Here is a 13,369-nt window from a genome sequence, read left to right as displayed (position 1 = left end):
TCATGAATAAGCGCAGTCTGACTCATAGAAGGTCGACGAATGGCAGGACGGCTCAAGACCCTCGGTCCTCGAATCAAAGAAAGCACCGGTATCCGGGTCAAAGTGGTATCGCCGGGGAGCTGGCGAACTGGCATGACCAGCTCCCAGCGTGGCTACGACTACAAGTGGCAAAAGGCACGCAAGCAGTACCTGCATGACAACCCGCTCTGTGTCTTCTGCGATCGCAACGGCCGCACAACTGCGGCACGGGTAGTCGACCACATTATTCCTCACCGGGGTGACATGGTTCTCTTCTGGGATCAGGCCAACTGGCAGAGCCTCTGCAAGATTTGCCACGACTCCGTCAAGCAGGCCGAGGAGGCAATGGGGCTGGGTGCCTGAGGTGTCAGCGGATCGTCGATACTCGGTGGAGCGACGAAGAAGCACCCCAGTGACGTGCCTCGAAAGGGGTAGGGGGTCAAAAGCTAGCAATTCTCATCTAGCTAGACCGCCTCCGACCCCACGTACACATTTTTTCCCGTTTCAGGAAAAGTTAACCATGGCTTTAACCGACAAGAAGCGGCGGTTTGTTGACGCTTTGTTGTCGGGTGCCACAAATCGCGAGGCGGCGCTCGCCGCTGAATATTCCGAGAAGACCGCGTCCCAAGCGGGCTCCAAGCTTGCGAAGGACCCCGATGTCCTTGCAGAAATCGGACGCCGCTTGAAGCAAAAGCAGGCTTCCAGCACCGAGGTTAAACCTACTCGAAAAGTTAAAGCCGAACAGCTCCAGGAGCAGCAGGCCGACGACCTGTCGTTAACCGAGACCGATGACCCGCGAGCCTTCCTCACTGAGCTGATGAACGCAGAAGGCGCTGACATGCGCATGCGGCTGGAAGCGGCAAAGACGCTGATGCCTTATGTGCACGGCAAGGTCGCCGACCAGGGCAAGAAAGAACAGAAGGCCGAGGCCGCCAAGCAGGTCGGTAAAGGCAAGTATTCCCAAGGCAAGCCCCCTCTCACCGTAGTGAAGAACTGACCTATGCAATGGACTACAGCCTGCCCTGACTGGTGGCGGTGTCTTGCTGCGGGTGAATCAATTATCCCCGAGCCGTTGTTTCCCGAAGAGGCCGAGGCAAGCCTTGAGGTGTTCAAAGGGCTGAAGATTGTCGATGCCCCAGGCAGCCCGACGATCGAGGCCGCTTGCGCGCCCTGGGTTCTGGCTTTCGCCGGAGCCATCTTCGGCAGCTACAACAGCGAGACCGGTGAGCGTCTGATCCGCGAGGTGATGCTCTGCATCCCCAAAAAGAACAGCAAATCTACAATTGCCGCAGGGATCATGCTGACGGCACTCATCCGCAATTGGCGGCTCTCGGCAGAGTTCATAATCCTGGCGCCGACCAAGGAGATTGCCGACAACTCGTTCATCCCTGCCAAGGACATGGTCAATAACGATGACGAGTTGAAAGCGCTGCTGCATGTTCAGCCTCACCTGCGGTTGATCACCCACCGTGAGACCGGCGCGACCTTGAAGGTCGTGGCCGCAGACAGTGACGTGGTGGGCGGCAAGAAGGCTGTTGGCGTTCTGATCGACGAAGCCTGGTTGTTCGGCAAGAACCCGAAAGCGGCTGACATGATCCGCGAGGCCACCGGCGGTCTGCTGTCGCGACCAGAGGGCTTCATCATCTGGCTCACGACCCAGTCAAACGAGCCGCCGGCTGGGGTGTTCAAGTCGAAGCTGACTTATGCCCGGGGCGTGCGGGATGGTCGAATCGACGACAATCGATTCCTGCCAATCATCTACGAATTCTCGAAGGAGATGATCAAAAGCGGAGAGGCGCGGAAGCCTGAAAACTTCCACTTGGTGAACCCCAACATTGAATACTCGGTCGACCGCCCCACCCTAGAACGCCTGTTCATGCAGGCTGAACTGGATGGCGAGGCTGAGCTTCGCGGATTCTTAGCCAAGCATCTCAATATCGAGATCGGCCTCGCACTGATGTCGGACGCATGGGTCGGCGCGGAGTTTTGGGAGGCTCAAGCTGCTACTTGGCTGAACCTTGATGAAATCCTCACCAGGTGCGAGGTGATCGATGTTGGTGGTGATGGAGGCGGCCTTGATGACCTGCTCGGGCTGGCAGTAATCGGGCGAGAGGCGGGTACCCGCAGGTGGTTCCACTGGGCTCACGCTTGGGCACATCCTTCTGTTCTTGAGCGGCGCAAATCTGAGGCGCCGCGACTCAGAGACTTGGAGAAAGCAGGCGACCTCACCATCGTCGAGCGTATCGGTGACGACGTAGCGCAGTTCGCGGCTATTGTCGCCCGGGTCAATGCCACAGGTCTTCTGGACAAGGTGGGGCTGGACCCAGCGGGGATTGGCTCCGTTCTTGATGCCTTGGCGGATGCTGAGGTCGAGGAAGACAAGATCGTCGGCATCTCCCAAGGCTGGAAGCTCACCGGCGCAATCAAGACGACAGAGCGCAAGCTTGCCGAGGGCACGCTGCTGCACTGCGGCCAGCCGCTCATGGCCTGGTCGTGCGGGAACGCCAAAGGTGTGCCGTCGGCCAACGCCTTCTTGATCACCAAGCAGGCCTCGGGCACGGCCAAGATCGATCCGCTCATGGCTACTTTCAACGCCGTTTCTCTGATCAGCCTCAATCCTGAAGGCCGCGGGGGAATGGACAACTTCATGGCAGGCATTCGGGACCCACTGATCGCATGAACGCATTTCATATTTTCATCGCCTGCGCAGTGGTCGCTTTCTGCTTGGCATGCAGCGGGGTCTGGATGCTGGCTGGTACCGGCTGGGCTTTGCTGGCGGGGTCGCTGAGCTTCTTCTGCATTGCTGGCTTCATCCGCAGAGGGCTTGTCGGTGATTAAAACCCTATCCCAGGCATTGGGCGCAGCTGCCACCAAACCTTCAGCCAGCATGAGTGAATGGCTGGGGAAGACCATCAAACTGTCGGATGGCGGTTTCTGGAGTGCCTTTAACGGCGCCCAGTCCAGTAGTGGTAAGTCAGTCAGCGTCGACAAGGCCATGCGCCTGTCCACAGTGTGGGCATGCGTCCGTATCATTTCGACTTCGGTAGCCGGCCTGCCGTTGAGCATCTACCGGCGGATGCCCGATGGTAGCCGAGAGAGTGCTCGCGATTTCCCGCTGTACGACGTTGTGCACAACAGCCCCAACGAAGACATGGCTGCTTTCCATTTCTGGCAGGCAGTCGTCGCCTCGATGCTGTTGTGGGGCAACGCCTACTGCGAGATCCATCGCTCTGCTGGGCGCGTCATCGCCTTGGACTTCCTGATGCCGTCGAGAGTCGATCTTGAGTTCGACGACGATGGGCGGCTCAGGTATTTCTTCAGGCCCCGAAAGGGAGCCCGCCGAGAGATCCAGCGGCAGGACATGCTGCACATTCCGGCCTTTACGCTGGATGGCCGGGTTGGGCTGTCCGCCATACGTTACGGCGCAGATGTGTTCGGTTCTGCGATGTCAGCAGATGATGCCGCCAACAGCACGTTCAGAAACGGCATGATGCCCACGGTCGCATTTTCGGTGGACAAGACGCTCAACCCAGCCCAGCGCGTTGAGTTTCGTGAATACGTGAAGACCATTTCCGGGGCGCTGAATGCCGGCAAGAGCCCTGTGCTCGAGCAAGGCGTGAAGCCTGAGATGATCGGCATCAACCCTGCCGATGCTCAGCTGCTTGAGTCGAGAGGCCACAGCATCGAAGAGATCTGCCGATGGTTCGGTGTTCCGCCCTGGATGGTGATGAAGACCGACAAGGGCAGCAACTGGGGCACGGGCTTGGAACAGCAGCAGATCGCGTTTCTTACCTACTGCATTATGTCCTTCACGGCGCCTATCGAGCAGTGCGTGAACAAGTGGTGCATGACGGCTGTTGACCGGATCAAGTTCTACGCAGAGTACTCACTTGAAGCATTCCTGCGTGCGGACAGCACCGGTCGCGCGGCTTATCTCAGCACGATGGGGCAGAACGGCTACATGACCCGAAACGAGGGCCGACGGAAAGAAAACCTTCCGAGCATGCCAGGTGGCGATGTACTGACCGTGCAGTCCAACCTGGTGCCACTTGACCAGCTGGGCAAGCAAAACGATAGCCAGGCCGCAAGGGCCGCACTGATGAACTGGCTCCAACAGCCGGAAAAGTAAATCACGGGAGCAATCCATGAAGCACAAGATCCAGTCTCGCGGCCTGCGCAGCGAGATGAGCCCGCGCGCGCTCGAAAAATGGAATCCCGCGATCCAGGCGGCCGTCGAGAACACCCCGGACACCATAACTGTTTATGGAGTGATCGGCGAGGACTGGTATGGCGAAGGCGTCACGCTGAAGCGAATCGATGCCGCTCTGCGGGCCATCGGCGAGCGAGATGTCACCGTCTACATCAACTCGCCAGGCGGCGACATGTTTGAAGGCATTGCTATCTACAACCGCCTGCAGGAGCACAGCCATCAGGTCACCACCAAGGTGCTCGGCATGGCGGCTAGCGCTGCTTCGATTGTCTTCCTGGCTGGCAAAAAGCGTGAGGTGGCCAGCAGCGCCTTCCTCATGATCCACAACTGCTGGACCTGGCTCGCCGGCAATCGCAACTACCTGCGCGATATCGCTGACGACATGGAGGAGTTTGACGCCGCGATGGCAGACCTCTATGCAGAGACCAGTGGCCAGTCGACAGAAGATATGGCCGGGCTGATGGACGACGAAACCTACATTCGCGGCAAGCGTGCCGTGGAGCTTGGCCTGGCCACCGGGCTGTTGTCGTCCACTGAGGTAACCGAGCGCGAAACCGAAGACGCCGCGCAGGCCAATGCGCTCAAGGCCATGGATGTAGCGCTGGCCAAGGGTGGAATGCCTCGCTCCGAGCGCCGCGAACTATTCGCCAGTTTTAAGTCCGGTATGCCTCGCGCTACCGGCGGGGGTACGCACAACGCTGCCCCGCCCGATAAGCCCCGCGCTGTCGCGCCAGACCTCTCCGCCTCTCTGAGCGCGGCAACCAATCTCCTCAATTCTCTGAAAGGAAAGTGACCATGGACTTTGAAGCCCAAGTCAAGGAACTCAACGCGAGCCTCAAAGGCATTGGCGACCAGATCAAAAGCCAGGCCGAGGCGACCGAGAAGCAGATCAAGTCCTCCGGCGAAATGAATACCGAAACCCGCGCCAAGGTTGATGAGCTGCTGACCAAGCAGGGCGAGCTTCAGGCGCGACTGGGCGAGGCCGAGCAGAAGCTCGTGAACGCAAGCCGGGATCGTAACCATCAGGAGGCGCCGCAGAAATCGGTAGGCGCCCTCGTGATCGAAAGCGAAGAAATGAAGGACATGAACTCGTCCTTCCGCGGCTCTCGTCGTGTCTCCGTGCCGCGTGCGGCCATCACGACCGCAACCGGCGGTGACCTGGTGCAGACTCAGCGCCTGCCGGGGATCATTGCCCCGGCTCAACGCCGACTGACCGTTCGCGATCTGGTCGCGCCGGGTTCCACCGAATCGAACTCCATCGAGTACGTCCGTGAGACTGGCTTCACCAACAACGCCCGCACCGTGGCGGAGACCACTGCCAAGCCGTACTCCGATCTGACCTTTGGCCTGACCACTGCGAACGTGCGGACCGTCGCCCATTTGTTCAAAGCCAGTCGGCAGATGCTGGACGATGCCAAGGCCCTGCAAAGCTACATCGACGGTCGTGCACGCTACGGCCTCAACATGGCTGAAGAGGCTCAGTTGCTTTACGGCAACGGCACCGGTGTCAACCTGCAGGGCCTCGTGACCGTTGCTCAACTGTACGCCGCCCCGGTTGGCGTTGCTGTGGTGGGCGAGCAGCGCATCGACCGCCTGCGCCTGGCACTGCTGCAGGCCGAACTGGCCGAGTTTCCATCGGACGGCATCGTGCTCAACCCGATTGACTGGGCGGCCATTGAGCTGACCAAGGACGGGGAAGGTCGCTACATCATCGGTCAACCGCAAGAAGGCACCAACGCGAAGCTGTGGAATCGTCCGGTGGTTTCCACCCAGGCCATGACCCAGAACGACTTCCTGGTTGGTGCATTCAAGCTCGGAGCTCAGATCTTCGACCGCATGGAAATTGAAGTGCTGATCTCGACCGAAAACAGTGATGACTTCGAGAAAAACATGGCAACGATTCGTGCTGAAGAGCGCCTGGCCTTTGCCATCTATCGCGACGAAGCGTTCGTTACTGGCCCGCTGGTCACGCCTTAACCATCCCGCAGATCGGCGCCAGAAATGGCGCCGCAATGGAGTAATCCAATGGCACGTAAACAGGAAACACCAGCCTCCACGGCTGATGCGAAGGATTCGATATCAACCGTTGATTCCAGCAGCGGGCCAGCTGAAGCTGCCGGGTTGCCTCTTTCGCCTAGCCGAGCGATCGTTCCAGACGCTAGCGACTCCGCTGATTCGGGCGTCCCTGTAACTGCCCCAGGCTCGGCGGAGGACTCGGGCCTGTTGACGGCAGAAGGGCAGGCAGCCGCTGGCACTGGGCCGGATGGTGTCACAGGCGAGCAGGGTGCCGGTATCTCCACGGCGGGCGCTGCCGACGCCGAATCCGAAGCCGAAGCCGTCGCTCAAACTGCCTCAGTCTTGGCAGATATCGGCGCCGGCGCAGATGAGTTGGCACTAGATGATCGGGCCAACTCCAACCCTGCAACTCTTCAGATCTATCCACTGCGTTCGTACATGGACGAGGGTGAGCTTCGTCGTCGCGGCGGTCCCGCATATACGGTGCCGCGACGGCATGCGGAGGAACTGGTGCAGCGGAATCTGGCATCACTCGAACCGCTGAAGGAGTAGATGATGCCGGTTATCAGTATGTCCATCGCCCGGCATCATCTTCGAGATCCCGATGATGAAGACGAGTACCTGGAGCTCCTGATCGAGGCGGCCGAAGGGCAGGCGATGGACTACCTGAACCGCCGCGTTTACGCCGACCAGCAGGCGCTGGATGTTGCTGTAGCTGCCAATGAAGCCGGCGAGTCGCCGATGGTCTGCAACAAGCAGATCAAGGCTGCCTGCTTGTTGATCCTCGGCCATCTTTACGCCAACCGCGAGGACGTTGTGATCGGGACGATCGCCACCGAACTGCCGCAAGGGTCGAAAGTGCTCCTGAACCCGCACCGGATTGGGTGGGGCGTATGAGGGCCGGACCGTTGCGTCATCGGCTGCAGGTGGCTCATCGACACGAGGTGAGGAATAAATCCGGGGGCGCCACGGTGACGTGGTTGCCAGCTGCCCGCCCTGACATGTGGGGTGAGGTTCGCACTCCAAGCGGTCGGGTCATTGCGGTTGCTGAAAAGCTGAGTGCTGTTGTAACCGCCGAAATCATCGGCAGGCCGCGCCCAGATATCGTCCCAGGATCGCGCCTGACACGTAGGGGGATCACCTACCAGGTTGAGGCCGTTTTGCCGGACAACGAAAACTCCTTGATGAGGCTTCTCTGCTCATCGATACCTAACCCATGAGGTGAATGATGAAAATTCGAGCACTAGGCCCGCTGACGGGCGCATCTGGTGAGCGGGAGAAGGGCGAAGAGTTCGAGGTCGACAAGGCCTATGGCGAAGGCCTGATTGCCCGTGGATACGCCGAAGCGGTCACCGAGAAGGCCGCGAAGCCCGCAAAGGCTGATCCAGCCAAGGAGTAGGGTATGGCGCGCCGGTCGAGCCTTCGCGGTGACATCCGGCTACGCCGGACGCTGCGCAACATCCACAAGACGATGGACAACGAGTTGCAGCCCGCGATGCTAGAGGCGGCTAACCGCATCCTGGAGACCCAGCGTGAGTTGATGCCCAAGGACACCGGAGCAGCTGCTGCCGCGCTCAGGGTTTACGTTTCGCCCAGCGGTTTAGATGCCCAGATCGGCATCCGTGGCAAGCGCGACAACCGTCGGTTCTTTTACCTGCGCTTCATCGAATATGGCACCAAGGGTTATACCGGAGGCAAGCGGGCCGGTGATCGCAACCGGCGCGTTACCAACAAAAGTGATGGCACCCACTTCTTCGGCAAGTACCCAGATATCCCGGCTAGGCCGGCTCACCCCTGGCTGCGGCCCTCCATCCAAGTCAATCGAGAGTTTGTCATGGCTGACATCAAAGCCGCCGTGAACCGTACGCTGCGCAAGGCAAGCCAAGGGGTAGGCAATGGCTGATCCATCTCTGGCCCTGCAGGAGGCCATCTTTGCCAGGCTTCAGGCGGAGGTTAGCTGCCCGATATACGACGGCGCGCCGCTGAACGCCGAAATGCCGTACGTCTCCATCGATCGAGAGGTTTCGGTCAACAGCAGCCCGATCTCGGGCCGCAAGCGCGAAACGCGCCTGCTGTACCTGTCGGTCTGGTCCGATGCCGTGGGCCAAGCCGAGGTCAAACGCATCAACGGCGAAATCATCGCCGCCCTTAATGAGCGCCGGCTGCCGCTGGAGGTGGGGCGCGCGGTTTCCGTTCGGGTCGAACAGTCCGATGCCCAGCGCGACGCCGACGGCATCACTTACCAGGGCTCGATCACCGTCCGCGTGATCACCACCCACTGAATCACCCACCGGCCGCCCCGCGGCCTCTATCCAATGTGGCTTTGGAGGAACACCCATGCCCGCAGAAGACAATTTGAACACAGCCGCCGGCTGCCGATTCTTCATTGGCAGCAAGACCGGCGCGGACACCGAGACCGACTACAAGGCCGACACCTACGTAGAAGTGGGCGAGATCGAGGACCTGGGCGAGTTCGGCGACACTTTCAGCAGCGTGAACTTCACATCGCTGAAAAATGGGCGTGTGCGCAAGTACAAGGGCACAGCAGACGCTGGTGACCTGACGATCACTGTCGGCCTGGACAATGGCGATGCTGGTCAGCGTGCAGTGAAGACCGCACACAAAGATCGCAGCAAGGGCGACTACAACGTCAAGATCACGCTGAATGACGGTGATCCGACCGCCACCCCGGCGATCAATCCGACCACTTTCTACATGCGCGTCAAGGTGATGAACAACACCGTTGCACCTGGTGCCGCAGACAACGTAGTCCGCCGCAACATCACCATGGGCATCAACTCCGACGTGCTGGAAATCGAAGCCGGCCCATCTACCTCTTGATCGCTCGGGGCGGTAGCCCCGGCAACACAGGATCTGATCTATGAACAACACCTTGCACGGCACCATGACCATGAAGCTGGGCGACGAAGAGTTCACCTTGCAACCCACTCTCAAGGCAGTTCGCGCAATTGAGAGCCGCTTCGGTGGCTTGCGCGGCGCATCGCAGACGATCAGCGCCCTGAGCGTTGAGGGCTGTGCAATTATCCTAGCCGCCGGTGCCGGCCTGGAAGGCAAGGCCGCTGAAGCTATTGTCGAGAAGGTTTGGCAGGCTGGCGTGTTAGAGGTATCGACGCAGCTCAATGCATACGTCGTCGCACTCTATAACCCTCGCGGCGTCGACAAGGGAAAGGATCAAGCCGGGACGGCGTAAGCGTCGTTGAGGACGGCAGTTACGTCGACCGGCTGTATGCAATCGCCACCGGGTGGCTGGGTTGGGCCCCGGATGTTGCTTGGGTCACCCCGTTGCCGGAGCTATTCATGGCGATGGACGCCAGGCTTGAGTGGGTGCAGATGACCAATCCATTTGGCGCTGGAAAGGCAAGTGGCCAACAGGAAAAGCTGAAACCTACGACGGTTGCCGAGAAGCTCAGGCAGGCTCTAACGGGCAGAAAGGCTGCTTGAGTTCGTGTCGGGAGTTATCCTATGCCTAGATTTGGTTTTTGGGATGGACCCATGCAGCTACTTATTCTACTGGCGCTTCTAGTAATCATCGTCTTGATTGCCCCCTGGATGTTGGGGGTAATTACGACTGTTGTAGTCGCTGGAGGCGCTGCATTTGTCGTTTTTGGTGTTGTAACCGCTCTAGTTCTTGGCTCTGCCACCCTCCTGCTCCGCCATATCTATGATCCGGTTAAGCAGCAGAAGCGCCATGAAAAGAGAGTGAAAAAGATTACCGATGCCGCAAATAGAGCCAACAAAAGGCCTCATTGATTGCGGTCATAACTGTTCTTGAGCCCGGCGATGCCGGGCTTTTTATTGCCTGGAGATCGATATGGCAGACTCAGATATCCAGGGGATGCTGGTCCGTATTGAAGCGACTACTGCTCAGCTCCGCTCGGAAATTGCCAGAGCTGAGTCTACTGTCGCCCAGGGCGCCACGGCGATAGACCGCGGCCTTGCTCGAATTGACGAGAGTTTTGATCGGGCGGGGGAGAGCGCCCAAAGTGCAGGCGCACTAATCAAGAATGCTCTAGCGGTGGCGGTGGGCGCTGCCTCGGTCCGTTCCATTATCGATGTCGCCGACTCCTACTCTCAGATGTCGGATCGAATGGGGCTGGCGACCACCAGCGTCAACGAATACAACCTGGTGCAGGACAGGTTGCTAGATACAGCGAAGCGCACTTATCGCCCCCTCAATGAAGCCCAAGAGCTTTACATCCGGACGGCAGGCAGCCTCAAGTCCATGGGGTACAACACCAGCGAAGCGCTGGATGTGATGGACAGTTTCAGCTTCCTGCTTGTGACCAACTCGGCCAGCACTGACAAAGCAGCCTCTGCGATCGATGCATATTCCAAAGCGCTGCAGACTGGTAAGGTCGAGGCTGATGGTTGGCAGTCGATCCTAGCGGCGATGCCAACCATCGTAGAAACCCTAGCCAAAGCGACCGGCAAGAGCGCTGAGGAGATCCGCTCTCTCGGTGCAGACGGCAAGCTCAGTTTGGACATCCTTACCGAGGGGTTGCAGAAGTCGGCACAGGCAAATGGTGAGCTGGCCGACAGTATGGGTGTTGCGGTACGTGATGCGTTGCAAAACCTCAGCAATGCCTTCTCGGTCTATATTGGTCGTCTCAACGAAGCTACAGATGGCACGGGGGTTCTAGCCCAGGGTATTAGCACTATCGGGGATAACTTCGAGTCGCTGGCCAACATCGCCGGTGTAGTGGCAGTTGGGGCCCTCGCTGGCTTCGTCAGGACCCTAGTCGGCAGTGCAGCTGCGTCGGTTGCGGCAACCAAGAGCGCTATAGCGGATGCAATAGCCCGGAAGGCTCAGGCGACCGCTGTGTTGCTTGCCGCGCAGGCTGAGCAGCAGAAGGCTCAGACAGCCGTGTTTCTGGCCGAGAAAGAGGCCATTGCTGCGCGCGGCACAGCGGTCCAGACTCAGATGTCGCTGCAGCTCGCTGAGGCGAGGATGCTCGAAACTCGGGCGACGAATGCGGTTGCCGCAGCACAGACGACCCTCAGTCGCGCATCCCTGACGGCCCGGGGCGTGCTTGGAGGGCCTGCGGGTATCGCTACCCTGGCGATAGGCGCTGCGGCAGCGTTCCTCACTTTGCGCGATAACACGAGCGTTCTTGAAGAGAAGCTCGGAGACCTCAACGACCCAATAGACAAGCTGGTCGAGCGTTTCAACAAACTCAATCGTGCTACCCAGTCAGTAACTCTTCGGGAGCTGAAAGCTTCTATTGAGGACGCAGAAAGTGAACTGGCGACCGCTGCTGGATCAGTTGCGTTCGAATTTCAGAGCAGCCTTACGAATGCGGGACTAGCAGGTGCTTCCGGGTTCATGGGCGGCATCGCGCCGCTGCCGGCCGAGTTCCAGGCGGCGATGAACATCGTGAAGAAAGCCTCGGCCGATCAGGCTGCTGGAATGGCTGTCGACTGGAAGGAAGTCGCTGATCGTATCAGGGAGGTGCCTGGTGTCACCTCCGAAATGGCTGATGCGCTTGAGGAAAGTGGTGGGGCAGCAACTGAGAAGGCTGAGGTAATCAACCGGCTCAAGCAGGCCATGGCTGAGCTGACGGGTGAAACTGACGCCAATACGAAGGCAGAAAGGCAGAACGCGGCGGCCAGGGCGACCGCCGCCCAGGAAACCCAGAAGTACCTTGATCAGCAACTCAAACAGCTAGCCTCGGCACAGGACAAGACCAATACCGATGCTGCCAAGCGCTATATCGCTGAAAGAACCGACCTTACGGAAGGTGAAGAGGCGGCGATCCTTTCAGTTGCGGCGGCAAGAGATGCCCAGAAGAAAGCGGACGACGACGCCACCAAGGCGCGCCGAAAGGGATCATCTGAGGCCGAGCAGTCCGCCAAGAAACAGCTGAAGGATTTCGATTCCACCGAGGAAGGCTACAAGCGGCAAATTCAGCTGATCAACACTACCGGCGACAAGCAGCAAGATGCGACCGAAGTCGCGAAGCTGTCCTTCGAGTTGCAGGAGGGCAAGCTCGGTAACTTGTCGAAGGCCCAGCAGAAACGTCTGCTCGATTTGGCAGCTGAGCTGGATGCGCTAAACAAGATCAAGAAGGCCAACGAGGACGATCTCAAACTCAGCGCTTTCAAAGCGGCACAAGCCACCGGCACTCAGGCATCAATCAATGGCTACGACCAAGACTTGGCTGGTATCGGACGAGGCGACAAGTCTCGGGATCGTATGCGGGCAGAGCTGGCCTTGCGCCAGAAGCACGTTGAAGACCTCAACGCCTTAACTGAACAGCGAAACGCAGGGCAGATCGAACCTGAGCTCTACCAAAAAGAGACCCAGGTTCTCTCGGATGAACTCAACAAACGCCTGTCAGCCCAGCAAAATTACTTTCAGAGGGTCGATGAGGCGCAGTCGAGTTGGTCGAATGGCGCTACGACTGCACTGGACAACTACCTCGACAGTGCGGCGGATGTGGCCGGCCAGACTCAGGAACTCTTCACCAATGCTTTCCACAACCTAGAAGATGGCGTCGTTCAGTTCATAAAAACAGGTAAAGCTTCGTTCAAAGATTTTGCCGACGCGATCATCGAGGACCTCATCCGCATCCAGGTGCGCCAGGCCGCAGCCGGCTTCTTGAGTTCTGCGTTCGGGTTCCTGAGCGGTGGCAGCGCAGCGCTCGGGAAAGGGACTATGACCGGCTTCAGCGAAGGCTCATTTGCTCCAGTCGTGGCCAACGCCAAGGGCGGGGTTTACGACTCGCCCAGCCTGTCTGCGTACTCCGGCGGTGTATACGACAGCCCTCAAATGTTCGCCTTTGCCAAGGGCGCCGGCATCTTCGCCGAGGCTGGGCCAGAAGCAATTCTGCCTCTGCACCGTGGACCGGACGGTTCGCTCGGGGTCATGGCTGCTGGCGCTGGCGCTGGCGCTGGAGACGGCGTCGGGGAGTCATCGTTTTCATTCGGTGGCATCACGCAGCACATCCAGGTCGGTGGACAAGCCAATGCAGCCACTATCGCCGATGTTCGGCGGGCAGCAGAGCAGGGCGCCCGCGATGGCTACGAACTCATGCTGCGGGACTTCAAGACCAACGGCGCCGGGCGGCAAATGCTGCAGCGGCGGTAACCATCCTTGGCCTGCTT

17 protein-coding genes are annotated in these 13,369 nt (G+C 59.3%); all 17 read left to right on the top strand.

All coding sequences use genetic code 11. From position 1 onward, the window contains the following. The first annotated feature begins 39 nt into the window (after nucleotides 1–39). The 17 genes from AC5O5R_RS17215 to AC5O5R_RS17135 all read left to right on the top strand — a co-directional run bounded on the left by AC5O5R_RS17215 (nucleotide 40) and on the right by AC5O5R_RS17135 (nucleotide 13,352). A complete protein-coding gene (locus AC5O5R_RS17215; protein WP_494514580.1) occupies nucleotides 40–381 on the top strand; it encodes an HNH endonuclease in 342 nt (113 codons plus the stop codon). Between the two features lie 157 nt (nucleotides 382–538). Further along, a complete protein-coding gene (locus AC5O5R_RS17210) occupies nucleotides 539–1,015 on the top strand; it encodes a terminase small subunit (protein ID WP_494514579.1) in 477 nt (158 codons plus the stop codon). 3 nt (nucleotides 1,016–1,018) lie between these two features. After that, complete coding sequence (locus tag AC5O5R_RS17205) at nucleotides 1,019–2,698, top strand: terminase large subunit (protein WP_494514578.1); 1,680 nt, start codon at nucleotides 1,019–1,021, stop codon at nucleotides 2,696–2,698. 150 nt (nucleotides 2,699–2,848) lie between these two features. After that, a complete protein-coding gene (locus AC5O5R_RS17200; RefSeq protein ID WP_494514577.1) occupies nucleotides 2,849–4,147 on the top strand; it encodes a phage portal protein in 1,299 nt (432 codons plus the stop codon). A gap of 16 nt (nucleotides 4,148–4,163) precedes the next feature. After that, on the top strand, nucleotides 4,164–5,021 hold the full coding sequence (locus tag AC5O5R_RS17195) for a head maturation protease, ClpP-related (protein ID WP_494514576.1): 858 nt from the start codon (nucleotides 4,164–4,166) through the stop codon (nucleotides 5,019–5,021). Between the two features lie 2 nt (nucleotides 5,022–5,023). Continuing rightward, entirely contained in the window at nucleotides 5,024–6,205 is a 1,182-nt protein-coding gene (locus tag AC5O5R_RS17190) for a phage major capsid protein (RefSeq protein WP_494514575.1), read from the top strand. A 48-nt stretch (nucleotides 6,206–6,253) separates the two neighbouring features. Then, nucleotides 6,254–6,796, top strand: coding sequence for a hypothetical protein (locus AC5O5R_RS17185; RefSeq protein ID WP_494514574.1), 543 nt, complete (start codon nucleotides 6,254–6,256; stop codon nucleotides 6,794–6,796). 3 nt (nucleotides 6,797–6,799) lie between these two features. Next, a complete protein-coding gene (locus AC5O5R_RS17180) occupies nucleotides 6,800–7,141 on the top strand; it encodes a head-tail connector protein (protein WP_494514573.1) in 342 nt (113 codons plus the stop codon). Next, complete coding sequence (locus AC5O5R_RS17175; RefSeq protein ID WP_494514572.1) at nucleotides 7,138–7,464, top strand: head-tail adaptor protein; 327 nt, start codon at nucleotides 7,138–7,140, stop codon at nucleotides 7,462–7,464. Before AC5O5R_RS17180 ends, AC5O5R_RS17175 begins: the two co-directional genes overlap by 4 nt. An 8-nt stretch (nucleotides 7,465–7,472) precedes the next feature. Continuing rightward, nucleotides 7,473–7,643 (top strand): hypothetical protein, encoded by a 171-nt coding sequence (locus AC5O5R_RS17170; RefSeq protein ID WP_494514571.1) that lies wholly within the window; start codon nucleotides 7,473–7,475, stop codon nucleotides 7,641–7,643. 3 nt (nucleotides 7,644–7,646) lie between these two features. Beyond that, a complete protein-coding gene (locus tag AC5O5R_RS17165; protein WP_060709074.1) occupies nucleotides 7,647–8,147 on the top strand; it encodes an HK97 gp10 family phage protein in 501 nt (166 codons plus the stop codon). Beyond that, nucleotides 8,140–8,526 carry a DUF3168 domain-containing protein gene (locus tag AC5O5R_RS17160; protein WP_494514570.1) on the top strand — a complete coding sequence of 129 codons (387 nt, stop codon included), beginning with the start codon at nucleotides 8,140–8,142 and terminating at the stop codon, nucleotides 8,524–8,526. Before AC5O5R_RS17165 ends, AC5O5R_RS17160 begins: the two co-directional genes overlap by 8 nt. Before the next feature lie 55 nt (nucleotides 8,527–8,581). After that, on the top strand, nucleotides 8,582–9,085 hold the full coding sequence (locus tag AC5O5R_RS17155; protein ID WP_494514569.1) for a hypothetical protein: 504 nt from the start codon (nucleotides 8,582–8,584) through the stop codon (nucleotides 9,083–9,085). A gap of 40 nt (nucleotides 9,086–9,125) precedes the next feature. Beyond that, nucleotides 9,126–9,455: a hypothetical protein gene (locus AC5O5R_RS17150; protein ID WP_494514568.1), complete on the top strand. Its 330-nt coding sequence runs from the start codon at nucleotides 9,126–9,128 to the stop codon at nucleotides 9,453–9,455. A gap of 107 nt (nucleotides 9,456–9,562) precedes the next feature. Further along, a complete protein-coding gene (locus AC5O5R_RS17145) occupies nucleotides 9,563–9,706 on the top strand; it encodes a hypothetical protein (RefSeq protein ID WP_494514567.1) in 144 nt (47 codons plus the stop codon). Nucleotides 9,707–9,757: 51 nt separating this feature from the next. Beyond that, nucleotides 9,758–10,015: a hypothetical protein gene (locus tag AC5O5R_RS17140; protein WP_494514566.1), complete on the top strand. Its 258-nt coding sequence runs from the start codon at nucleotides 9,758–9,760 to the stop codon at nucleotides 10,013–10,015. Between the two features lie 61 nt (nucleotides 10,016–10,076). Further along, on the top strand, nucleotides 10,077–13,352 hold the full coding sequence (locus AC5O5R_RS17135) for a phage tail tape measure protein (RefSeq protein WP_494514565.1): 3,276 nt from the start codon (nucleotides 10,077–10,079) through the stop codon (nucleotides 13,350–13,352). Nucleotides 13,353–13,369 lie beyond the last annotated feature (17 nt).

Source organism: Pseudomonas sp. 8_5_2 (assembly GCF_059295255.1).
Note: the sequence above shows the minus strand (reverse complement) of the source record. Positions and strands in the feature narration are given on the sequence as shown.